At 65.4% G+C, this 22,643-nt stretch carries 27 protein-coding genes and 1 riboswitch; of the genes, 24 read left to right on the top strand and 3 right to left on the bottom strand.

Features of this window, described 5'->3' with window-relative positions; translation table 11 throughout:
* Positions 1–36 precede the first annotated feature (36 nt).
* The 17 genes from Q9316_RS15835 to Q9316_RS15915 all read left to right on the top strand — a co-directional run bounded on the left by Q9316_RS15835 (position 37) and on the right by Q9316_RS15915 (position 14,040).
* Positions 37–717: an amino acid ABC transporter permease gene (locus Q9316_RS15835; protein WP_306032536.1), complete on the top strand. Its 681-nt coding sequence runs from the start codon at positions 37–39 to the stop codon at positions 715–717.
* Positions 714–1,475: an amino acid ABC transporter ATP-binding protein gene (locus Q9316_RS15840; RefSeq protein ID WP_306032537.1), complete on the top strand. Its 762-nt coding sequence runs from the start codon at positions 714–716 to the stop codon at positions 1,473–1,475. The genes Q9316_RS15835 and Q9316_RS15840 overlap by 4 nt, the downstream gene beginning before the upstream one ends.
* A 135-nt stretch (positions 1,476–1,610) precedes the next feature.
* On the top strand, positions 1,611–2,054 hold the full coding sequence (locus Q9316_RS15845) for a helix-turn-helix domain-containing protein (protein ID WP_306032538.1): 444 nt from the start codon (positions 1,611–1,613) through the stop codon (positions 2,052–2,054).
* 6 nt (positions 2,055–2,060) lie between these two features.
* Positions 2,061–3,872, top strand: a complete 1,812-nt coding sequence (locus Q9316_RS15850) for a hypothetical protein (protein ID WP_306032539.1) — start codon at positions 2,061–2,063, stop codon at positions 3,870–3,872.
* Positions 3,873–3,899: 27 nt separating this feature from the next.
* Entirely contained in the window at positions 3,900–4,151 is a 252-nt protein-coding gene (locus tag Q9316_RS15855; protein WP_306032540.1) for a hypothetical protein, read from the top strand.
* Between the two features lie 83 nt (positions 4,152–4,234).
* Positions 4,235–5,449: a YcaO-like family protein gene (locus Q9316_RS15860; protein WP_306032541.1), complete on the top strand. Its 1,215-nt coding sequence runs from the start codon at positions 4,235–4,237 to the stop codon at positions 5,447–5,449.
* Positions 5,446–6,159 (top strand): TfuA-like protein, encoded by a 714-nt coding sequence (locus Q9316_RS15865; RefSeq protein WP_306032542.1) that lies wholly within the window; start codon positions 5,446–5,448, stop codon positions 6,157–6,159. The genes Q9316_RS15860 and Q9316_RS15865 overlap by 4 nt, the downstream gene beginning before the upstream one ends.
* 118 nt (positions 6,160–6,277) lie before the next feature.
* Positions 6,278–6,502, top strand: coding sequence for a hypothetical protein (locus Q9316_RS15870; protein WP_306032543.1), 225 nt, complete (start codon positions 6,278–6,280; stop codon positions 6,500–6,502).
* Between the two features lie 274 nt (positions 6,503–6,776).
* Positions 6,777–7,214, top strand: coding sequence for a YqaA family protein (locus Q9316_RS15875; protein ID WP_306032544.1), 438 nt, complete (start codon positions 6,777–6,779; stop codon positions 7,212–7,214).
* A gap of 54 nt (positions 7,215–7,268) precedes the next feature.
* Complete coding sequence (locus tag Q9316_RS15880) at positions 7,269–7,814, top strand: sigma-70 family RNA polymerase sigma factor (RefSeq protein WP_306032545.1); 546 nt, start codon at positions 7,269–7,271, stop codon at positions 7,812–7,814.
* Positions 7,801–8,574, top strand: a complete 774-nt coding sequence (locus Q9316_RS15885; RefSeq protein WP_306032546.1) for an anti-sigma factor family protein — start codon at positions 7,801–7,803, stop codon at positions 8,572–8,574. Before Q9316_RS15880 ends, Q9316_RS15885 begins: the two co-directional genes overlap by 14 nt.
* 31 nt (positions 8,575–8,605) lie before the next feature.
* Positions 8,606–9,322: a Bax inhibitor-1/YccA family protein gene (locus Q9316_RS15890; RefSeq protein ID WP_306032547.1), complete on the top strand. Its 717-nt coding sequence runs from the start codon at positions 8,606–8,608 to the stop codon at positions 9,320–9,322.
* A gap of 134 nt (positions 9,323–9,456) precedes the next feature.
* Positions 9,457–9,573, top strand: a riboswitch (TPP riboswitch).
* A 92-nt stretch (positions 9,574–9,665) separates the two neighbouring features.
* Complete coding sequence (thiC, locus tag Q9316_RS15895; protein WP_306032548.1) at positions 9,666–11,489, top strand: phosphomethylpyrimidine synthase ThiC; 1,824 nt, start codon at positions 9,666–9,668, stop codon at positions 11,487–11,489.
* Between the two features lie 2 nt (positions 11,490–11,491).
* Positions 11,492–12,469 (top strand): glycine oxidase ThiO, encoded by a 978-nt coding sequence (thiO, locus tag Q9316_RS15900; protein ID WP_306032549.1) that lies wholly within the window; start codon positions 11,492–11,494, stop codon positions 12,467–12,469.
* Entirely contained in the window at positions 12,466–12,663 is a 198-nt protein-coding gene (gene thiS / locus Q9316_RS15905; RefSeq protein ID WP_306032550.1) for a sulfur carrier protein ThiS, read from the top strand. The genes thiO and thiS overlap by 4 nt, the downstream gene beginning before the upstream one ends.
* Before the next feature lies 1 nt (position 12,664).
* Positions 12,665–13,438, top strand: a complete 774-nt coding sequence (locus tag Q9316_RS15910; RefSeq protein WP_306032551.1) for a thiazole synthase — start codon at positions 12,665–12,667, stop codon at positions 13,436–13,438.
* The gene (locus Q9316_RS15915; RefSeq protein ID WP_306032552.1) at positions 13,435–14,040 is read left to right on the top strand and encodes a thiamine phosphate synthase; all 606 of its coding nucleotides are present in this window, start codon (positions 13,435–13,437) and stop codon (positions 14,038–14,040) included. The genes Q9316_RS15910 and Q9316_RS15915 overlap by 4 nt, the downstream gene beginning before the upstream one ends.
* On the opposite strand, the gene Q9316_RS15920 is transcribed toward Q9316_RS15915, so the two are convergent.
* The gene (locus tag Q9316_RS15920) at positions 14,041–14,886 is read right to left on the bottom strand and encodes an amidohydrolase family protein (protein WP_306032553.1); all 846 of its coding nucleotides are present in this window, start codon (positions 14,884–14,886) and stop codon (positions 14,041–14,043) included.
* 103 nt (positions 14,887–14,989) lie between these two features.
* Positions 14,990–15,511, bottom strand: coding sequence for a tRNA (N6-threonylcarbamoyladenosine(37)-N6)-methyltransferase TrmO (tsaA, locus tag Q9316_RS15925; protein WP_306032554.1), 522 nt, complete (start codon positions 15,509–15,511; stop codon positions 14,990–14,992).
* A gap of 129 nt (positions 15,512–15,640) precedes the next feature.
* On the opposite strand from tsaA, the gene Q9316_RS15930 reads away from it, so the two are divergent.
* Positions 15,641–16,198 (top strand): PadR family transcriptional regulator, encoded by a 558-nt coding sequence (locus Q9316_RS15930; RefSeq protein ID WP_306032555.1) that lies wholly within the window; start codon positions 15,641–15,643, stop codon positions 16,196–16,198.
* Positions 16,198–16,488: a DUF2218 domain-containing protein gene (locus tag Q9316_RS15935; protein WP_306032556.1), complete on the top strand. Its 291-nt coding sequence runs from the start codon at positions 16,198–16,200 to the stop codon at positions 16,486–16,488. Before Q9316_RS15930 ends, Q9316_RS15935 begins: the two co-directional genes overlap by 1 nt.
* On the opposite strand, the gene Q9316_RS15940 is transcribed toward Q9316_RS15935, so the two are convergent.
* Entirely contained in the window at positions 16,489–17,370 is an 882-nt protein-coding gene (locus Q9316_RS15940; protein ID WP_306032557.1) for a helix-turn-helix domain-containing protein, read from the bottom strand. It lies immediately after the preceding gene.
* Between the two features lie 92 nt (positions 17,371–17,462).
* Here Q9316_RS15940 and Q9316_RS15945 point away from each other — a divergent pair, with 92 nt between their 5' ends.
* The 5 genes from Q9316_RS15945 (at position 17,463) to hpaD (ending at position 22,612) form a co-directional block, all read left to right on the top strand.
* On the top strand, positions 17,463–19,022 hold the full coding sequence (locus Q9316_RS15945; protein ID WP_306032558.1) for a 4-hydroxyphenylacetate 3-hydroxylase N-terminal domain-containing protein: 1,560 nt from the start codon (positions 17,463–17,465) through the stop codon (positions 19,020–19,022).
* Between the two features lie 10 nt (positions 19,023–19,032).
* A complete protein-coding gene (locus Q9316_RS15950) occupies positions 19,033–19,545 on the top strand; it encodes a flavin reductase (protein WP_306032559.1) in 513 nt (170 codons plus the stop codon).
* A gap of 72 nt (positions 19,546–19,617) precedes the next feature.
* Entirely contained in the window at positions 19,618–20,004 is a 387-nt protein-coding gene (locus Q9316_RS15955; RefSeq protein WP_306032560.1) for a 5-carboxymethyl-2-hydroxymuconate Delta-isomerase, read from the top strand.
* A gap of 22 nt (positions 20,005–20,026) precedes the next feature.
* Positions 20,027–21,544 carry a 5-carboxymethyl-2-hydroxymuconate semialdehyde dehydrogenase gene (gene hpaE / locus Q9316_RS15960; protein ID WP_306032561.1) on the top strand — a complete coding sequence of 506 codons (1,518 nt, stop codon included), beginning with the start codon at positions 20,027–20,029 and terminating at the stop codon, positions 21,542–21,544.
* 87 nt (positions 21,545–21,631) lie between these two features.
* The gene (gene hpaD / locus Q9316_RS15965; RefSeq protein ID WP_306032562.1) at positions 21,632–22,612 is read left to right on the top strand and encodes a 3,4-dihydroxyphenylacetate 2,3-dioxygenase; all 981 of its coding nucleotides are present in this window, start codon (positions 21,632–21,634) and stop codon (positions 22,610–22,612) included.
* Positions 22,613–22,643 lie beyond the last annotated feature (31 nt).

Raw genomic sequence — 22,643 nt, forward strand, 5'->3', positions numbered from 1 at the left:
CACCTCCGGCCAGCCGCATTTCGGAGGATCGTCCCCGTGCCGCCGTGGCTTCAACTGATGCTGGATTCGCTTGGCCCCCTTCTGTGGGCCGCGCTCGTCTTCACCATTCCGCTCACCCTCGCCTCCTTCGTGCTCGGCCTTGCGCTCGGCCTTCTCACCGCCGTCGTGCGGCTGTTTGCGCCGAGACCCTTCTCCGACATCGCGCGCTTCTACGTCTGGGTGATCCGCGGCACGCCGCTGCTGGTGCAGCTCTTCGTCATCTTCTACGGCCTGCCGAGCCTCGGCATCCTGCTCGACGCCTTCCCGGCGGCGCTGATCGGCTTCACGCTGAATGTCGGGGCCTATACGTCGGAGATCATCCGCGCCGTCATCGCCTCGGTGCCGCGCGGCCAGTGGGAAGCGGCCTATTCGATCGGCATGAGCTGGTCGCAGGCCATGCGCCGCACCATACTGCCGCAGGCGACGCGCGTCGCCGTGCCGCCGCTCTCCAACACCTTCATCTCGCTGGTGAAGGACACCTCGCTCGCCGCCGCCGTCACCGTGCCGGAACTGTTCCAGACCGCGCAGCGCATCGTCGCCACCACCTACGAACCGCTGATCCTCTATATCGAGGCGGCGCTGATCTACCTCGCGCTCAGCTCCGTGCTATCCGCCCTGCAGGTGCGGCTCGAAAAGCGCTTCGCCCGCTATGGCGGCTTCCTGGAGGCCCGCACATGATCGAACTCGAGCACATCGAAAAACGCTTCGGCGACAACCACGTCCTGCGCGATATCAGCCTCCGGCTGGCCGAGGGCACCGTGACGGCGCTGGTCGGCCCCTCGGGCGGCGGCAAGAGCACGCTGCTGCGCTGCATCAACCTCCTGGAAACGCCGACTTCCGGCTCAATCCGGCTCGGCGACGAGAAGATCGATTTCGCACCCGGCCGCAAGGTCGGCTGGCCGGCCATCCAGAAGCTGCGCCGCCAGACCGGCATGGTCTTCCAGAACTTCCAGCTCTTCCCGCACCAGACGGCGATCGCCAATGTCATGGAAGGCCTCGTCACCGTCCTCAAATGGCCGGCCGACAAGGCCCGCGCCCGCGCGCTCGAACTTCTGGAAAAGGTCGGCATGGCACACAAGGCCGATGCCTGGCCGGCGACGCTTTCCGGCGGCCAGCAGCAGCGCGTCGCCATTGCCCGAGCGCTCGCCCCATCACCGCGCGTCCTGCTCTGCGACGAACCGACATCGGCGCTCGATCCGGAGCTTGCCGAAGAGGTGGTCGAGGTGCTGAGCCGGCTTGCCCGCGAAGGCACGACGATGGTCATGGCGACGCACGATCTGCGCCTTGCCTCGCGCGTCGCCGACACCGTCGTCTTCCTCGATGGCGGCGTGATCGTCGAACAGGGGCCGCCCCGCGCCATCTTCTCGACGCCGGAGCGCGAGCGCACCAAAAAATTCATCGCCTCGCTGAGCGCGCCGCAGAGCTACGATATCTGAAATACACCTTGCCTCACGCTACGGTAGGGAGGAAATCCAGTTCCCGGGAGTTGCGCCGGATAGGCGATTCAAGCAGAGTGATGGGATATTCGTATTTTGCCATGCCCCGGCATGTCTTACAGGGGAGAAAGTCTCATGAACAAGAAAGCTCCGAATCCGATCGACATCTTCGTCGGCTCCCGCGTCCGCCTGCGCCGGCTGATGGTCGGCATGAGCCAGGAAGCGCTCGCCGACCGGCTGGGCGTCACCTTCCAGCAGGTCCAGAAGTACGAGAAGGGCACCAACCGCATCAGCGCCAGCCGCCTCCAGGCTATCTCGGACGTCTTCCGCGTGCCGCCGAGCTTCTTCTTCCAGGACGACGAGAGCGCCGTACCGACCACGGGCGTCGCCCACGAGACCGGCGACGTATCCACCTTCGTTTCCTCCAAGGAGGGCCTCGACCTCAACAGGGCGTTCCTGAAGATCGAGGACATTGGCGTGCGCAAGTCGATCATCGCCCTGGCCACGGCGCTTTCCAAGGCGAGCGCCGGCGAACAGGCGGGCGAGCGCGCGGAGAACGCACCGGAACTGCGGGTCTGACCCCAAATGCCGGCAAGGCTGCAGACGCTCGGTCATCTGCGCCTGCTCGATGAGGGCGGTGGCGATATCGTCTTTCCCGAAAAGGCGCTGCTGATCCTCTGCTATCTCCAGACGCGCGGCCTGACGGATATGCCGAGGGCCGACGCGGCGAATCTTTTCTGGGACGATGGCAACCCCGCCGCCGCCTTCGCCAGCCTCCGGCAAACCGTGTCCCGCGTGCAGAAACGCCAGCGGGATCTCGGACGGACCTATCTTGCTTTCACCGATGCGTCGATCGCCCTCGGGCCGGAGCCGGTGATGAGCGACGTGGAGCAGCTTCGCGAGGGCGCCAGCCTCGAACGGCTGGCCGGCCTTCTCGTCGAAGACTTCCTGAAACACGTCAAGCCGGGCAACCGCGCTTTCGAAAACTGGATCGCGCTCCAGCGGCAGGCCCATATGGCCCAATTGCGCAGCGCGCTGCTGGCGGAAACGGTCTTGGACGGCGGCGCCACGCGGCAGGTTCGCTCGATGGCCGCGCTCCGCCTGCTGGAAGCAAACCCCGAGGACGAGGAGGTGCGCGCGGTCCTGACCGGCCGCCCGGTTTCGTCACGACCCCTCATGACCCTGCAGCCTTCCCTGCGCCTTCCGCTTGCGGAAGAGGCGGGCCTTGCCCTGCCGCGCCAGAACCCGCCGCGCGTCGTGCTGCTGCCGCCGGTCACCACTTTCTCCTCGAAGACCGCGGCGCGTTTTTCCGAGGCCCTGATCGAGGACGTCACGATCGGGCTTTGCGCGCTGCGCTCGATCTCGATCATCGCGCCGCATACCGCCGCGCAGATCTCGCTGCAGGCCGACCGCGCCGCGACCTACGAACGCCACAAGATCAGCTACATCCTAGAAACGCGGCTTCGCGACGAGGGCGACGGCCACACGCTCTTCGTCCAGCTCATCTTCTTCGGCAGCGACGAGGTCATCTGGGCCGAGCGTTTCCCGCTCTCCTCCGAGGGGCTTGCCCGCTCGCGGCAGATGATCGCCCACCAGGTCTCCGGCGCCATCGCCACCGAGATCGAGCGCAACGAGCTGGTGCGCGGCGACTACGAGCGCGATGCCGAGGCCTACCGCAGCTTCCTCCTCGGCCAGGGGCAACTGAAGAACCTCGACCTGCGTGACATCCGCCGGGCACGCAGGAGCTTTCGCGACGCCCTGCAGGCGAGCGCCGGCTTCGCGCCGGCCATGGGCGGCCTTGCCCGCAGCTATTTCCTCGAATGGCTGGTGACGGCGAGAGGCGATCACGATCTGCTGCGGCAGGCCGAATTCCACGCCGAGCAGACCATCCGGACCGACGAGCGCCTTCCTTCCGGCTATCGCGAACTCGGCGTCGTCAAGCTCTATGCTCGCCAGTTCGATGAAAGCGCCGCCTATCTCGACCGCGCCGAAGCGCTGAGCCCGCATTACGCCAATGTCATCGCCAGCTATGCCGACACGCTGGTACAGGCGTCGCGCCCGGATGTCGGGCTGGAGAAGATCGAACACGCGATCGATCTCAATCCGCTGCCGCCCGACGAATACTTCTGGACTGCGGCGGGAGCCGCCTATGCGCTCGGCAAATATGAGGAAGCATTGGCTTACATAGCCCGGATGAAGGACAAGGAACCTGTCCATCGCATATCCGCCGCCTGCTGGGCGATGCTGGGAGACCACAAGAAGGCGCGGTTGTTCGTGCGCCGCACCTACGAAAGCAACCCGAATTTCGATTTCGAATCCTGGGTGGCGATCATTCCTTTCAAGGAAGAGTGGCAACGGAAACACTATTACGACGGGCTCAAGCGCGCGGGCTTTTGACGGATCAACGAAGAGAGGACAAAGGGCATGACACGAATTGTTGTTTTGGGCATCCCAGGGGAGGATGGTCTGTGGGCCGCCAATCTCGACACGGGCACCGTCACGCCGCTCGCGGTGCCGGCCAGCGGCAACCTGAAACTGGCCGACGACCTGCGCAAGGCCGGCGCGACGATCACCGTCGGCGTCAATCTCGCAACGCTCGCCACATCCGACGGGGTGGAGGACCCCTCCGGCGGTTTCTATGACACCGGACCGTCCGGCGGCTTCTACGACACATGATTTTCCGGAGGGCGTGCGGACCTGACCCCGCACGCCCGCGGAAGATGATCCGGCCGCCGGCCTTCGCGCCGGCAGCCACCGCCATGCTCGTTCGGGGTGAGATGTCGCAAACCATGCCGCGTTACTCGGACCGCATCTGCGGCCCGGACGAGACCTGGAGCTGGATCGAGGCGCTTCTGCCCCGGTTCGGCATCACGCGGCTTTCCCGCCTGACGGGACTGGACCGTGTCGGCATCCCGGTCTGGAATGCCGTCAGTCCCAACGCCCGTTCCATCGTCATCAACCAGGGCAAGGGCATCGCCGATATCGATGCGAAAGTCTCCGCGGCGATGGAGGCGCTTGAGCGGGCGATCGCGGGCGAACCGCTCGTGCCTGTTCGGCGTGCATCGCGGCGCGGCTTCGCCGCGGCGGGAGAGACGTGCCTGCCGCTCGATATCTTCATCGCGTCCGGGCAACCCTTCATCGCCGAGGACGAACCGTTCGACTGGCTGGCCGGGCGGGAGCTCGCGACGGGCGAGAAGGTCTGGGTTCCGCACGGCGCCATGCTGCTCGACCGCACCGATCCCGCGCCGCGTTTCTGGCAATCATCCGACGGCCTCGCATCGGGAAATTCCGAAGCCGAGGCGATCCTGCATGGGCTTCTGGAACGCATCGAGCGGGATGCCGACTGCCTCTGGCGCCTGTTGCCGCGCGAAAGGCGGCTTGCGACAGCGGTCGATGCCGCGGCCTTTGCCGATCCCGTCATCCAGACCCTAGCCGGCCGCTTCACCGCAGCGGGGCTGGACCTGCGGCTCTTCGACATTACCAGCGACCTTGCCGTTCCCACCTATGCGGCGGTGCTCGGCGATACCGGCCTGCTCACGAAAAAACGGCCGCTCTTCCACGATGCGACCATCGGCTACGGCGCCCATCCCGTCGCCGAGCGCGCCGTCATCCGGGCGCTCACCGAAGTCGCCCAGTCGCGCCTGACCTATATCAGCGGCGCCCGCGACGATCTCTTTGCCGAAACCTTCACCCGGCCGCTCGCCGCCGAAACGCTCGCCCTCTTCGAATCCCGCCACCGCACGCCGACCTTCTATGCAGCCCCCTCGGGCGATGCTGCGGCGCTGCTCGCCTGGTGCCTGGAGACGCTGGCGGCCTCCGGCATAAAACCAATCGTGGCGGTGCCGCTCGGCGATGCATCGCTCCCCATCTCGGTCGTCAAGCTCGTCGTGCCGGCGCTCGAAAACCCGGAGGGCGCGCGCCGCCATGCCGTCGGCCCCCGCGCCCTTTCCCGCATGATATTCAAAACAACATGAAAATCCTCTTTGCCGGCCCCAGCCTGCCCGATGCGGCGAACCTCTGCGGCGAGGCGATCACGCTCCGCCCGCCGGCCTCCCATGGCGACGTGCTGGCGGCTGTGCGGGCGGGCGCAACGGCAATCGGCCTTATCGACGGCAATTTCGAGCATGTGGCCCCTGTTTGGCACAAGGAGATCCTCCATGCGCTGGATTGCGGGGTGGCGGTCTTCGGCGCCGCCAGCATGGGCGCGCTTCGCGCCGTCGAATGCGACAGCTTCGGCATGGTGGGCATCGGCCGCATCTACGAGGACTATGCAAGCGGCCACCGCGTCGACGATGCGGACGTCGCCCTGCTGCACGGACCGGCCGAACTCGGCTACCCCGCGCTCTCGCTTCCCCTCGTCAATATCGACGCGACGCTGGACCGGCTGGAGGCCTCGCAGGCCATTGATAAGTCTTACATATCAAGATTTCGTGATGGCGCGCGCAGCCTCTTTTACAAGGATCGCACATGGTCCTCGGTGCTCGAAAGAGCCGGCATCGAGAAAGATCACAATGCGCTTCTGCAACTTCTCCATGCAACAACCGTGAACCAGAAGCGCGAGGATGCTCTCGCATTGGTGTCCGTGCTGGCGGATTTTCAGCCGCAAAGCCCTGTAAAGCGCGGAAACTGGGCATTTCGCGCGACATCCCAGTGGCGAATCGCCGCCGATCAACCGGAAACCTAGAAAAACGTGCAATTTCCCATTCCGCGTGTGTCACGCCCAAGTCACGCGCAAAGCCCGAGAGTCACGCCTATACTTCAACCGGGGTATGAATCTGAGCACCGCTCTGGGGGCGTGAGACATGAACATCGATAGCATTGAGACTGAAGACCGGGGAACCGAACTGATGGCGCTCGCGCGCTTTGTCGCCTTCGCGCTGGAATCGGCCAAGACGCTGGAGGTGGAAGTTGCCGAATTCTGCCTCGACAAGGCGCTCCGGGCCGTACTGGACCAGATCGACGAACCGTCCCGCATGGCGCTGACGACAAGCGACATCATGCTCATCAACCGCTCGGCTCTCTGCTGAGCAAAAGTATGCGACCGGCGATCCGGTCGAAACCCAGCCGCCGTTTTCCTCCACGGCGCTGATTTCGCCGGCGGCCCAGAACCTGCGGACCGCCGGCGATCTTTCCCGCCACCGATTTCCGAAAAAAAGCGAGAGCGGTCTTTTCCAGATTGCCGGCACCGTTTACCGGAAGGGCAGGACATCATCCCGATGCCCGCGCGGAGAACGGTATGGAAGAGCGTGCATTCGCCGATGGGCGCGGCATCGGCGAAGATGCCGACGTCGCAGGGAAGCGATGAGCGCGCTTGCCGCCTATTGCGGCCTCTTCCTCGCAGCCTTTGCCGCCGCGACCATCGTGCCCGCCCAGTCGGAAGCCGTTCTCGCCGGGCTGCTGGCAACGCGGAACTACGCGCCGGCCATTCTCATCCTCGTCGCCGGTATCGGCAATGTGCTCGGTTCGGTCGTCAACTGGCTGCTCGGCCGCGGCGTGGAACGCTTCCGCGAAGCGCGCTGGTTTCCGGTAAGCGCCAAAAACCTGGAGCGCGCCGGGAACTGGTATCGCAGATATGGCTGGTGGAGCCTGCTCCTGAGCTGGCTGCCGATCGTCGGCGACCCGCTGACGGTGGCGGCCGGCATCATGCGCGAGCCGTTCGGCCGTTTCCTCGTCGTCGTTTCCATCGCCAAGTTCGGCCGCTATATCGTGCTCGCCGCTCTCGTTCTCAACTGGCTCTGAAATTTTTTCCGCCGGCGATGGAATGGACACCACCTGGCTCTCGTATATTGGGGCATGAACGGAAAGACACCCGGCTTCAACGTGATCGGACAGCTTGCAGCGCTTCGGCGCTATGCGCTGTCGCTCGTGCGCAATCCGGACGAGGCCGAGGATCTGGTGCATGATGCGCTGGTGAAGGCCTATGAGCGGCAGTCCACTTTCCGCACCGGCGCTAGCGTGCGCAACTGGCTGATGTCCATCCTGCACAATGCGCATATCGACCGGCTGCGCCAGCGCCGCTCGCAGGAGCGCCGCCACGATGCCGCGGCGGAAGTCGCGGAGACGTCCGTGCCGGCGAACCAGGACCATTCGGTGCGCCTGACACAATTGCGCAACGCCTTCTTCGCCCTGCCGGAAGAGCAGCGCGAGGCGCTGCATCTCGTCGCGATCGAGGAGCTTTCCTACCAGGAGGCGGCCGAGACGCTCGGCATTCCCGTCGGCACGCTGATGTCGCGCGTGGCGCGCGCCCGCCAGCGGCTGCGCGCTTTCGAACAGAGCGGCACGGCCGCACCTGTCACCCATCTCAGAATCGTCGGAGGCACTGGCGATGACAAGCAATGACCCGATCCTCGAATCCGATCTCAATGCCTATGTCGACGACCAGCTCGCCGTCGGCCGGCGCATCGAGGTCGAGGCCTATCTTTCGGAGCGGCCGGACGTTGCCGCGCAGATGATGAGGGATCTGCGCGTGCGCGACGAGCTGCGCCTGGCGCTCGCCGACCACCGCACGGTGGCGCGGGAAGCGACGCGCGACGCCGCGCGCCTGCTCGAGCGCTCCCTTTCGCACCGGCGTGTCTTTTCCGCCTTCCGCCGCGCCGCCGCCATCGCGCTCTTCGTCGCCGCGGGTTGGACGGCCCACGCCGTTCTCGGTCCCTTCGGCGCGACCGAGGTCGTCGCCTCAACCCCGCCGCCCGCCTTCGTGGAAGAGGCGGTGCGCGCGCACAAGACCACGCTGCTGCGCGACACGATGGCATCGCAGCCGGAAATCGAGACCTTCGATCCGGCGGAAATCCGCTCGGCGACGGCCATCGTGCTGCCGGAGCTGCCGAAGGGCTGGGGCGTGGTCGATACGCAGGTCTTCCCGTCCGCCTATGGCCCGAGCGTCGAACTGGTGCTGGAGCCGAAGAAGGACGAGCGCCTGTCGCTCTTTGCCGTGCGTCCCGGCTCCTTTGCCGTGCAGCACGTCCTGCTTTTCCACGCCGACAATGCCCGTGCCGCCTACTGGCAGATCGGCGATGTCGCCTATGCGCTGGTATCGGAAAGCCGCAAGGCCGACGACCTGGCGCAAACCGCGCGGGACCTCTCGCGCACGCTCTACTGATCAACCGTTTCCAGACCGAAGGAGATTTTCGATGGAACCCGTACAACAGCGATTTGGCTACGGCGCGCAGGCGCAGTCGGCCGCCCTCTTCGACGAGGGCCTGCGCCAGCACATGCTGCGCGTCTACAACTATATGGGCGCAGGCCTCGTCATCACCGGCCTCGTCGCCTTCATCGTCGGCTCGACGCCGGCGCTCTACGTGCCGATCTTCTCCTCCCCGCTGAAGTGGGTGGTGATGCTGGCGCCGCTCGCCTTCGTCTTCTTCTTCTCGTTCAAGATCCAGACGATGTCGGCCAGCACCGCGCAGATGACCTTCTGGGCCTTCTGCGCCGTCATGGGCCTGTCGCTCGCTTCCGTGTTCCTCGTCTTCACCGGCACGAGCATCGCCCGCACCTTCTTCATCGCCGCCTCCATGTTCGGCGCGACGAGCCTCTACGGCTATGTGACGAAGCGTGACCTCGCCAAGGTCGGCTCGTTCCTGATCATGGGCCTCATCGGCGTCATCATCGCCTCGATCGTCAACATCTTCCTCGGTTCGAGCGCGCTGCAATTCGCGATTTCCGTGATCGGCATCGTCGTGTTCGTCGGCCTCACCGCCTGGGACACGCAGAACATCAAGCAGCAATATGCCGAGAACATCGACCAGGAATCGCAGCAGAAGATGGCCGTGTTCGGTGCGCTCTCGCTGTACCTGAACTTCGTCAACATCTTCCAGCTGCTGCTGAATTTCACCGGCGAGCGCGAATAGTCCTAGCGTTGATGGCATCCGGAACGGCGGGGCAAAACCCCGCCGTTTCTTTTTGTGCCTCGCACAAAGTAAGTAAGAATACACTTACGTATCTGACCCCGGTTGACAAATCGACCTACAGCGTCTTTGCTTGGACCATTCACCAGGGGGGTCCCGACAAGGGGCTGAGATACTGCTGGCTTTCGCAGCGCAGTGACCCGTTGAACCTGATCCAGTTCATACTGGCGTAGGGACGGTGCAAGCGCTGTTTGGCCCGCAATCCGGCACCCGGATTCCGTCCCGGCGTCTTTCCATCATTCCGGCTCTAGGACTGGGTCTCCAACTGCAAACTTGGAGCCTCACGATGAATATTGCCGCCCAGAAACTCACCCCCACCGTCACCACGGGCGCCCTGCCCGCCTCGCGGAAGATCCATGTTCCCGGCGAGCTGCACCCGGACATCCGCGTGCCGATGCGCGAGATTTCCCTGCACCCGACCTCCGGCGAACCGCCGGTCGTGGTCTACGACGCCTCCGGCCCCTATACCGACCCGGCCCATGTCGTGTCGATCGACGGCGGCCTGCCGCGGCTGCGCGAACGCTGGGTCGCGGCCCGCGGCGACACCGAGGAATACGAGGGCCGACACATCCGGCCGGAAGACAACGGCTTTGCCAGCGGCGAACGGCTGACGCCGGAATTCCCCGTCCTCGCCCGCCCGCGCCGGGCGACTGGCGGCAAGGCGGCAACCCAGCTCGCCTATGCCCGCGCCGGCATCGTCACGCCGGAAATGGAATTCATCGCCATCCGCGAAAACCTCGGCCGCAAGGCCGTGAAGGAAGCCCTTGCCCGCGACGGCGAGAGCTTCGGCGCTCATATCCCGGATTTCGTGACGCCGGACTTCGTCCGCCAGGAAGTCGCCAGTGGCCGCGCGGTCATCCCCGCCAACATCAACCACCTGGAAGCCGAGCCGATGATCATCGGCCGCAATTTCCTCGTGAAGATCAACGCCAATATCGGCAATTCCGCCGTCACCTCCTCCATGGCCGAGGAGGTGGAGAAGATGGTCTGGGCGATCCGCTGGGGCGCCGATACGGTCATGGACCTGTCGACGGGCCGCAACATCCACAATATCCGCGAATGGATCATCCGCAATTCGCCGGTGCCGATCGGCACCGTGCCGCTCTACCAGGCGCTGGAGAAGGTGAACGGCATGGCGGAGGACCTGACCTGGGAGGTTTACCGCGACACGCTGATCGAGCAGGCCGAGCAGGGGGTCGACTATTTCACCATCCATGCCGGCGTGCGGCTGCATTACATCCCGCTCACCGTCAATCGCGTCACCGGCATCGTCTCGCGCGGCGGTTCGATCATGGCCAAGTGGTGTCTGCATCACCACCGCGAAAGCTTTCTCTACGAGCATTTCGAGGAGATCTGCGACATTGCCCGCGCCTATGACGTCACCTTCTCGCTCGGCGACGGCCTGCGCCCAGGATCGATCGCCGATGCCAACGACGCTGCGCAATTCGCCGAACTCGAAACGCTTGGCGAACTGACGCAGATCGCCTGGAGGAAGGATTGCCAGGTCATGATCGAGGGCCCCGGCCATGTGCCGATGCACAAGATCAAGGAGAACATGGACAAGCAGCTCGAAGTCTGCGGCGAGGCGCCCTTCTACACGCTCGGCCCGCTGACGACGGACATCGCCCCCGGCTACGACCACATCACCTCGGGCATCGGCGCGGCGATGATCGGCTGGTTCGGCACGGCCATGCTCTGCTACGTCACGCCGAAGGAGCATCTCGGCCTGCCCGACCGCAACGACGTGAAGGTCGGCGTCATCACCTACAAGATCGCCGCGCATGCCGCCGACCTCGCCAAGGGGCATCCGGCCGCGAAGACCCGCGACGACGCGCTGTCGCGCGCCCGTTTCGAGTTCCGCTGGGAGGACCAGTTCAACCTCTCGCTCGACCCCGAGACCGCCCGCGCCTTCCACGACGAGACGCTGCCGAAGGAGGCGCACAAGGTGGCGCATTTCTGCTCCATGTGCGGCCCGAAATTCTGCTCCATGCGCATCTCGCACGACATCCGCGCCGAGGCACAGAAGGAGGGGCTGGAGGCCATGGCGGCGAAATTCCGCGAGGGCGGCGATCTCTACATGCCGCTGGCCGAAGCCCCGGCGGGAGAATGACCATGCGCATCCTCGTCAAGGGGGCCGGCGTCGCCGGCCTGACGGTCGCCTGGCAGCTTTACCGCCATGGATTCGACGTCACGATTGTCGACCGCGCCGAAAAGGTCGGCCTCGGCGCCTCCGGCTTTGCCGGCGGCATGCTGGCGCCGTGGTGCGAGCGGGAGAGCGCGGAAGAGCCGGTGCTGACGCTCGGCCGCACGGCCGCCGACTGGTGGGAGGCGGCCCTGCCCGGTCAGGTCCACCGCCGAGGAACGCTCGTGGTCGCAGGCGTCCGCGATGCCGGCGAACTCGACCGCTTCGCCCAGCGCACCAGCGGCTGGGAATGGCTGGACGAGGCGGCGATCGCGGCGCTGGAGCCGGACCTTGCCGGGCTCTTCCGCAAGGCCCTGTTCTTCCGGCAGGAGGCCCATCTCGATCCGCGCCAGGCCTTGTCCGCGCTGACCGCGGGGCTCGAGGAAGCCCGCATGCGCTTCGTCTTCGGCACGACCGGCGATGCCGGACACTACGACCGCGTCGTCGACTGCACCGGCGCAGCCAGGATCGGCCGCCTGCCGGAGCTCAGGGGCGTGCGCGGCGAGATGCTGGCGCTCGAAACCGCCGAGATAAAGCTCTCCCGTCCCGTCCGCCTGCTGCATCCGCGCCACCCGATCTACATCGTGCCGCGCGAGCGCAGCCGCTTCATGGTCGGCGCGACGATGATCGAAAGCGAGGATGCCGGCCCCATCACCACCCGCTCGCTGATGGAACTGCTGAATGCCGCCTATGCGCTGCACCCCGCCTTCGGCGAGGCGCGGCTCGTGGAAACCGGCGCGGGCGTGCGCCCCGCCTATCCAGACAATCTCCCGCGCGTGACGGAAGAGGGAGACACGATCCATGTGAACGGCCTCTACCGCCACGGCTTCCTGCTCGCCCCGGCCATGGCAGGCGAGGTCGCGCGGCGGCTGCGCGCGCTGCAACAACCGGAAAGGAGGGCATCATGACCTTCATCATCAACGGCGAGGCACAGGAGATCGCGGCAACGACGCTTGCCGACCTTCTCCTCGCCCTCGACTACGAAGGCGACTGGCTCGCGACGGCGGTCAACGGCGAGCTGGTGCATCGCGAGGACCGGGCCGACTTCGCGCTCGGAGACCACGACCGCATTGAAATCCTCTCGCCCATGCAGGGAGGCTGACATGCTGAAGCTCTATGACGTGGAAGTCCGATCCCGCCTGCTGCTCGGCACCGCGCGCTACCCCTCCCCCGCTATTCTGGCGGAGGCGGTGAGCCGCTCGAAGGCGCAGATCGTCACCGTGTCGCTGCGGCGCGAAACGGCCGGGGGCAAGGCGGGCGGCGCCTTCTTCGAGCTGATCCGCGACCTCGGCGTGCGCGTGCTGCCCAACACCGCCGGCTGCCACAGCGCCAGGGAAGCCGTGCTGACGGCGAAGATGGCGCGCGAGGTCTTCCGCACCGACTGGATCAAGCTGGAGGTGATCGGCCACCAGGACACCTTGCAGCCGGATGTCTTCGGCCTCGTCGAGGCAGCCCGCATCCTGACGGACGAGGGGTTTGAGGTCTTTCCCTATACGACGGACGACCTCGTCGTGGCCGAACGGCTGCTCGAAGCCGGCTGCCGCGTACTGATGCCCTGGTGCGCGCCGATCGGCTCGGCCATGGGTCCGGTCAATCCCATGGCGCTCAAGGCCTTCCGCGCCCATTTCCCGGATATCCCGCTCATCGTCGATGCCGGCATCGGCCGTCCATCGCATGCCGCAAGCGTCATGGAACACGGCTACGATGCCGTGCTGCTCAACACCGCCGTTGCCGGCGCCGGCGATCCCGCCGCCATGGCCGAGGCCTTCGCGCTCGCCATCGAAGCCGGCCGGCTGGCACACAACGCCGTGCCGCTCGAACCGCGCGACATGGCCGTTCCCTCCACCCCCATCATCGGAAAGGCCGTCTTCGCATGAAGCTCGATCCCTTCTATCTCATCGTCGACAGCGCCGACTGGATCGACCGCCTCGTACCCGTCGGCGTCAAGCTGGTGCAGCTACGCATGAAGGACCTGCCGGAAGATCGCCTGCGCGCGGAAATCCGCCGCGCCAGAGTGACCTGCGCCGCGCATGGCTGCCAGCTCATCGTCAACGATTACTGGCAGGTCGCCATCGAGGAAGGCTGCGACTTCGTGCATCTCGGTCAGGAGGATCTTGCCGGGGCCGATGTCGAGGCCATCCGCGCGGCCGGCATGAAGCTCGGCCTTTCCACCCATGATGACGCGGAACTGGAAACGGCGCTGGCGGCAAGGCCCGATTATGTGGCGCTCGGTCCGGTCTGGCCGACGATCCTGAAAAAGATGAAATGGGCGCCGCAAGGCGTCGAACGGCTGCGGGACTGGAAGGCGCGCATCGGCTCCCTTCCCCTCGTCGCCATCGGCGGCCTCAATCCGGATCGCCTGCCAGCCGTCTTCGAGAACGGCGCCGACAGCGCGGCCGTGGTGACCGACATCACGCTGAATGCCGATCCGCAGGCGCGCACGCGCGAATGGATCGCGCACACGGCGCGCTGGCGCTGATCAGGCTTTCGGCGCGACCTTCCAGAGCCGCCGGGCGTTTTCGGACAGGACGCGCCGCCTGTCCTCCAGGCTGACGCCGGAAAGCAGCGCATGCGTCGCGTCGATCCAGGTCGAAAGACCGCCGCCCAGCGTGCAGACCGGCCAGTCGCTGCCCCAGACCATGCGCTCGAAACCGAAGCTCTCCGCCACGTGGGCGAAGTACGGCTTCAGGTCCTCCAACGTCCAGCTTTCCGAGCCGTAGGCCGGAATGCCGGAAAGCTTGACCGTCACGTTCGGCCGGCGCGCGATCTCCGCGACCGGCCCCTTCCAGACGTCAAAGCCGCCACCCTTGATATCAGGCACGCCGCAATGGTCGAGCACGAAGGAGACATCCGGCGCAATATCCGCCAGCGCAATGGCCTTGTCGATCTGGTGCGGCAGCACGCAGAGATCGAAGTTGAGCCCGGCGCCCGCCAGACGCCGGATATTCTCCCGGAACAGGGCGCCTTCGGAGACATCGTCGGGCACGACATGCAGCACGCGGCGAAAGCCGCGCACGAAGGGCGTGGCGAGAACCGTTTCAAGATAGGCCGGAAAATCCGGTGCCTCCGGCCGGCAGGCGGCGATCGCGCCGACGAGAAGACTGCCCGCCTCGCCGGCAAGCGCCTCGATCATCGCTGTCTCGCGCGCCATATCCCCCGCCGCAACATCGACCTCCATATGCAGCGCCCCGGCGATACCCAACCGGCGGGCTTCGCGCGCATAGGTCTCCTCCGTGAAATCCGCATCGAGCGCCGGCACGCCGGCAAGCCAGGGATAGGACAGCCGGTCGCGGTAGATGAGATGCAGATGCGTGTCGATGATCATGCGGGCCTCCTCCGGACGGCTGGAGACTGCCACAGAAGAATGATCCATTCAAATACGAATTGACTGGAAGCCGCCACCGCCGCGACGGAAACCCGGCGGACGACTAGTCGTCCACCTTCTTGCACATATGCACCTGGCCGGTCTCGAAGTCGCCCTTCTGCGGCGGCGCGATCGGCTTGAAGAGCGTGCGGTCCGGCTTCAGGTCGATCAGCGGCGTACCGTCGAGGCAGTCGAGACCGCGCACGAAGAGGCGATTGCCTTCGATCTTTTCCAGCGCAACGATCGAGGTGCCGATCGGGTTGGGCCGGACAGGCGAGCGCAGCGAGAACGTGCCATGCACCTCGCCGTTCGAGCCCGGGCTTTGCAGCACAAGGTCGCGGCGCGACTGGTGCAGCCAATAGAGCACCTCCAGTCGCTCGAAACGCTCGACGCCCGCCAGCGCCGCCCCCCAGGGCTCGAAAATTTCGATGATGCAGACAGGCCCGTCATGGCGTCCCTGGCGCGGCGTCTCCATGCGCGAGGTCCAGGGCGTCGATATCCGGCCGATGAACACGAGCCCGGCATGCACCGTTTCCGGCGGCGCGATCGCGACCTCGTTCGTGCGGATTTCGTTCAGCCGGACCATGCCCATCTCCATCGTTATATCTTCTGATATACGACGTTAGCGGCTGCCGCAAACTTTTTAAAGATATAAATCCCGATATATCTTGAATTTCGATATATCTAGTTTTATATCGACACCATGAGACACAGAATGGGATGCGGCCCTCACCGCCACTTTTCACCGCCCGACGACCGTTCGGGTCCCTTCCACCGCGGCCGGCATGGCCATGGCCGGGGCGGCCGTCACGGCGGACGCCTCTTCGATTATGGCGAACTGCGCCTGCTGCTGCTTGCCATCATCGCCGATGCGCCGAGCCACGGCTACGAGCTGATCAAGATCATCGAGGAGCGCTTCGGCGGCAGCTACAGCCCGAGCCCCGGCGTCATCTACCCCACGCTCTCCTGGCTCGACGACATGGGTTACGCCGTGATCGAACCCGTGGAGGGCGGGCGCAAGCGCTACAGCATCACGCGGGAAGGCAAGGCCTTCCTCGCCGCCAACCGCGCCGCCATCGATGACCTTATGGCCCGCGCCGGTAGCAAGGATCGCGGCGGCCGCGAGGGCGTGCCCGCCCCCGTCGTGCGCGCCATGGAAAACCTGAAACTCGCCATGCGGCTGCGCCTTCGCGGCGGCGACCTCAGCGAAGAAGCAGCCGAGGCCATCGCCGCGGCTCTCGACCTTGCCGCCAAGACCGTGGAGAAGAGCTGATGACCGCCCAAACCAGCAAGACCGCCATCCCCACCGAGCAGGCGAGCCGCTACCTGCAGCAGCTCTGCAAGCACTTCGCCCACAAGCTCCCCGTCACCTTTGACGAGCAGCGGGGGCAGATCTCCTTCTCGATCGGCGAGTGCCGGCTGAAGGCGGACGGGAATGCGCTTCACATCGACCTCACCGCGCCGACCGCAGAGGACATGGAGCAACTGAAGGACGTGGTGATACGCCACCTCGTGCGCTTCGCCTTCCGCGAGGAGCTTGCGGTCGCGTGGCAGGACGCCTGATCAGCCGGCGCCGGCGGCTTCCGAGTTCTGCCGGCGCCACTCCGTTGGGGAGAGGCCCATCCGCTTGCGGAAGAAGCGCGAAAAATAGGCCGGATCCTCGAAACCGATCTCCCGGCCGATATCCTCCACCGGACGGATGGTGAAGCGCAGCAGGCGCTTGGCCTCCAGCAGGCGGCGCTCCAGCACCATGTCCTTCACCGTCTGACCGAAGACGGTGCGCGCCGCCTTGTCGAGCAGATGCGGCGTCGTCGCCAGCGTCTCGACATAGCGCCCGACCGGCCAATCCTCGCGGTAATGGCGGTCGATGGCACGGCGCAGGTCCAGCCCAAGCATCACGGCAGGCGAAGCGCCTTCGAAGCCGACCTTGCCGCCGAGCCGCGCCATCAGCGACAGCACCACGCCAATCAACCCCGCCAGCACCCGCTCGCTCGCCGCCGCCCCGTCGCGATATTCCTCCATGACCATGTCGAGCAGCGCACCGACCTTAGACCAGCCGGGCACACCTGCCTCACCGGACAGCAGCATCGGCGCATCGAGCGCCAGATCCACCTGCGGCGCCATCGCCCTCAGCAGGTCGTCCGAGACCGAGACGACGATGGCATCCGCCTGCTCGTCCACATCGAAGCCATGCACCACGTTGCTCGGCACGAAGCTGATCGCCGGAGCGGAAAAATTCCAAGTGCGATCCTCGATTCGGTAGCGCCCTTCGCCCTTGTACCAAAAAGTGATCTGCCCCATCAGCGGGTGCTTGTGCGGTGCGACGCGGCCGAAATGCAAGCTCCTGCGCTCCATCACCGTTTCGACATGCAGGAAGCCGACGTCGAGCGCGCGGCTCGGCTCGCCGTAGACGAAGAAGGCGGGGACATCGTTGCGGGCGCTCATGCCGGAAAAAGTACCAGCGAATTGGCCTCTTTGTCCATGGCGCTCCGCCCAGTGTCGACTTAGCGTTTGTCAGGATTTTGGAGGAGACAGCCATGCGCGCGGAAGACCATCGCAACGACAAGACACGGCCGTTCACCGGCGCCGAATATCTCGCCAGCCTCAGGGACGGGCGCGAGGTCTATATCAATGGCGAACGCATCGCCGATGTCACCAGCCATCCCTCGATGCGCAATTCGGCCCGCTCGATCGCCCGCATGTACGACGCGCTGCACGACCCAAAACGTAAGGAAAGACTTACATCGCAGACCGACACCGGCTCGGGCGGCTACACGCACAAATATTTCCGCGTCGCCCATTCCGCCGACGACCTCGTCGCCCAGCAGGGCGCCATCGCCGACTGGGCGCGCATGTCCTACGGCTGGATGGGCCGCACGGCGGACTACAAGGCCGCGCTGATGAACACGCTCGGCGCGAACGCCGACTGGTACGGCCCCTTCAAGGACAACGCCCTTTCCTGGCACAAGCGCGCGCAGGAAAGCGTGCTCTTCATGAACCACGCCATCGTCAACCCGCCGATCGACCGCCACAAGCCGGCCGATGCGGTGAAGGACGTCTTCGTGCACATCATCAAGGAGACGGATGCCGGCATCTACGTCTCGGGCGCCAAGGTCGTCGCCACCTCCTCGGCGCTGACGCACTACAATTTCCTCGCCCAGAGTTCGGCGACCGTCACCGAGGACCCTTCCCTCTCCGTCATGTTCATCGTGCCGATGAATGCGCCGGGCGTGAAAATGTTCTGCCGCGTCTCCTATGAGCAGACGGCCGCGACCGCCGCCCATCCCTTCGACTATCCGCTCTCCTCGCGCTTCGACGAGAACGACGCGATCCTCGTGCTCGACAACGTCTTCATCCCCTGGGAGGACGTGCTGGTCCTGCGCGATGCGGCAAAAATCCTCTCCTTCCATCCCGCCTCCGGCTTCATGCACGGCTATTGCTTCCAGGGCTGCACGCGGCTTGCGGTAAAGATGGATTTCCTCGCAGGCCTGCTGGCAAAAGCCCTGCGCGCCACCGGAGGCGATGCCTTCCGCGGCAACCAGACGATGCTCGGCGAGGTCATCGCCATCCGCCACCAGTTCTGGTCCTTCTCCAACGCCATGGCCTATAATCCGATTCCCTGGGCGAACGGTGCGGTGCTGCCGAACCTGGAAGCGGCGCTCTGCTACCGCACCTTCATGTCCGAGGCCTATCCGAAGGTCATCGACATCGTGCGCCGCACGGTCGCCTCGGGCCTCATCTACCTGCCCTCTTCCGCGAAGGACTTTGCCAACCCGGAGATCGATCGCTACCTCGCGCAATATGTCCGCGGCTCGAACGATATGGGCCATATCGAGCGCATCAAGATCATGAAGCTGCTGTGGGACGCGACCGGCACCGAATTCGGCGGCCGCCACGCGCTCTACGAGCTGAACTATGCCGGCGCGCCGGAGGAGGTTCGCCTGCAGGTGCTGAAGGGCGCCGAGCGCGGCGGGCGGCTCAAGGAAATGGAAGCCCTCGTCGACCAGTGCATGGCCGACTACGACGAGACCGGCTGGACGGGCGACACCTGGCTGCCGCCGCTCGGCGATACCGCCGTGCGCGACGCCGCCGAGTGAGGGCCGCACCATGGAAACCGAGATTTCCCGAACCGAGTTCCGCAACGCGATGGCGCGGGTCTGCGCACCCGTCAACGTGATCACCACCAAGGGAGAAGCCGGCCGCGGCGGCTTCACCGCCACCGCCATGTGCTCCGTGACGGACGAGCCGCCGACGCTGCTCGTCTGCATGAACAGCCGCTCGGCACAGACCGAGCTCTTCATCGAGAACGGCCGCTTCTGCGTGAACGTGCTGACGCAGGAGCACAAGACGCTCGCCGCCTCCTTCGCGGGGCGCGAGGCGGATATGGAGGCACGCTATGCCGACGCCGAGTGGACCGACCTGCCCTCCGGCAACCAGGCGCTGGCCGACGCCATCGTCTCCTTCGACTGCAAGCTGACGGAGGCGCGCCTCGTCGGCACGCACAACATCCTCATCGGCGAAGTCGTGGATATCCGCTGCCGGCGCGATGGGCATGCACTCCTCTACTTCGACCGCAACTACGTGCATGTGCCGACCCAGACGGGCAGTTTCGGGGGCTGACGCGGCAAAGCCTCTTGACAATGGTCTTTCTATTTAACATGTTAAATAAAAAGCTGCATGCCGGGAGGAAGAATGCCGCACTTGACAGTGGAATATTCGGCCAATCTGGAAGGCCGCACCGATCTCGACGCGCTCTGCGCCGGGCTCCTGGAAACGCTGCTCGAAACCGGCCTCTTCGAACTCGGCGCGCCGAGGGTCCGGGCGCTCCGGGCCGATCACTATGCCATCGCCGACCGCCTGCCGGAAAATGCCTTCATCGACCTGAACCTGCGCATCGGCAAGGGCCGCAGCGCGCAGGAGAAGAAGCGCACCGGCGATGCGCTCTTTGCGACCGCCGGCCGGCTGCTCGCTCCCCTCTTCGAGACGCCGCACTTCGCGCTGTCGCTCGAAATCCGCGAGATCGACGCGGAGCTGAGCTGGAAGAAGAACGCCATCCATCCCCGCCTGCGCGGCCAGTAACCGAAATTCCCAGGAAAACATCATGTCGAAACTTCAGGAAAACATCGCCAAGGCGGAGGCCTATCTTGCCCGCTTCAAGGAGAACGGCGTTCTGAACCGCATCGCCGGCGAGGACGTGCCGGCCGAGGGCGGTGCGACCTTCGAGACCATTTCCCCCGTCGACCTGAAGCCGCTGGCGACCGTCGCCAAGGGCGCGGCCGCCGATATCGACCGCGCCGCCAAGGCCGCGAAAGCCGCCTTTGCCGATTGGGCCGCCATGCCCGGAGACGCGCGCAAGAAGCTGCTGCACAAGATCGCCGACGCCATCGTGGCGCGGGCGGAAGAGATCGCCTTCGTCGAATGCATGGATACGGGGCAGTCGCTGCGCTTCATGGCCAAGGCCGCGCTACGCGGGGCGGAAAACTTCCGCTTCTTCGCCGATCGCGCGCCGCAGGCCCGCGACGGCAAGACGCTGCGCACGGAGACCCAGGTCAACATGACGACCCGCACGCCGATCGGCCCGGTCGGCATCATCACACCCTGGAACACGCCCTTCATGCTCTCGACGTGGAAGATCGCCCCGGCGCTCGCCGCCGGCTGCACCATCGTCCACAAGCCGGCCGAGTTCTCGCCGCTGACGGCACGCCTGCTGGTCGAGATCGCCGAAGAGGCCGGCCTGCCGAAGGGCGTGTGGAACCTCGTCAACGGCTTCGGCGAGGATGCCGGCAGGGCGCTGACCGAGCACCCCCTGATCAAGGCCATCGGCTTCGTCGGCGAAAGCCGCACCGGCTCGATGATCATGAAACAGGGTGCCGACACGCTGAAGCGCGTCCATTTCGAGCTCGGCGGCAAGAACCCCGTTATCGTCTTCGCCGATGCGGATCTGGAGCGCGCGGCCGACGCCGCCGTCTTCATGATCTATTCGCTGAACGGCGAGCGCTGCACCTCCTCCTCGCGCCTGCTGGTGGAAGACAGCATCTATGACCGTTTCACCGCCCTCGTCGCGGAAAAGGCGAAACGCATAAAGGTCGGCCATCCGCTTGACCCGGAAACCGTCGTCGGCCCGCTGATCCATCCGGTGCATGAGAAGAAGGTTCTCGAATATATCGAGATCGGCCGCAAGGAAGGCGCGACGGTCGCGGCGGGCGGCGAGAAATTCGCCGGCCCCGGCGGCGGTTGCTACGTCTCGCCGACGCTGTTCACCGGCGCGACCAACGCCATGCGCGTCGCGCAGGAAGAAATCTTCGGGCCGGTGCTGACGGCCATTCCGTTCAAGGACGAGGCCGAGGCACTGTCGCTCGCCAACGACATCCAGTACGGCCTCACCGGCTACCTCTGGACATCAGACGTCACCCGCGCCTTCCGCTTCACCGACCGTCTCGACGCGGGCATGATCTGGGTGAACTCGGAAAACGTGCGCCACCTGCCGACGCCCTTTGGCGGCGTCAAGAATTCCGGCATCGGCCGCGACGGCGGCGACTGGTCCTTCGACTTCTACATGGAGACGAAGAATATCGCCTTCGCCACGAGCGCCCACGCAATCCCGAAACTCGGCGGCTAGGCCGCCGGCCCGAAACTCGGCGGCTGATCCGCCGGAAACAGACTGCGCCCGACCTCGGCCTGCCGGGGCGGGCTTGAGGAGGAACCCATGCCCGTACCCCAGCCCAATCTCTACCCGCCCTTCAACATCGTGCGCCTCAGCCATGTCGAATTCGGCGTCACCGACCTTGCGAAATCCCGCGCCTTCTATGTCGATACGCTCGGCCTGCAGGTCACGGACGAGACGGCCGACACGATCTACCTGCGCGCCATGGAAGAGCGCGGCCACCATTGCATCGTCTTGAAGAAATCCGGCAAGCCGGAAGCCCGCGACCTCGGCTTCAAGGTGTTCGACGACGAGGACCTCGAAAAGGCCGTGCATTTCTTCAAGGGCAAGGGCCTGCCGGTGGACTGGGTGGAGCGCCCCTATCAGGGCCGTACCTTCCGCACCCGCGATCCCATGGGCATTCCGCTGGAATTCTATACCAGGATGGACCGCTTGGCGCCGATCCACCAGAAATACGCGCTCTATCGCGGCGTCAAGCCGCTGCGCATCGACCACTTCAACTGCTTCTCGCCTGACGTCGATGCCTCCGTCGCCTTCTACAACGAGCTCGGTTTCCGCGTGACGGAGTACACGGAGGACGAGGAGAGCGGCAAGCTCTGGGCGGCCTGGACGCACCGCAAGGGCGGCGTGCACGACATCGCCTTCACCAACGGCCGCGGCCCCCGGCTGCACCACACCGCCTTCTGGGTACCGACGCCGCTCAATATCATCGACCTTCTCGACCTGATGGCAACGACCGGCTGGGTCTCCAACATCGAGCGCGGCCCCGGCCGCCACGGCATTTCCAACGCCTTCTTCCTCTATATCCTCGATCCGGACGGCCACCGCATCGAGATATACTGCTCGGACTACCAGACGGTGGACCCGGACCTCGAACCCATCAAATGGGACCTCAAGGACCCGCAGCGCCAGACGCTCTGGGGAGCACCCGCGCCGAAATCCTGGTTCGAGCACGGCAGCCTCTTTGCCGGTACCGAGGTCTCGGAATCGCAGCTCAAGGCTCAGCCGATCATCGCACCTTGAGAGGCATTGCAAATCAGCGGCCAAACGCCGA

It is taken from the genome of Shinella zoogloeoides (assembly GCF_030733845.1).
GTDB classification, from domain to species: Bacteria; Pseudomonadota; Alphaproteobacteria; order Rhizobiales; family Rhizobiaceae; genus Shinella; species Shinella zoogloeoides_C.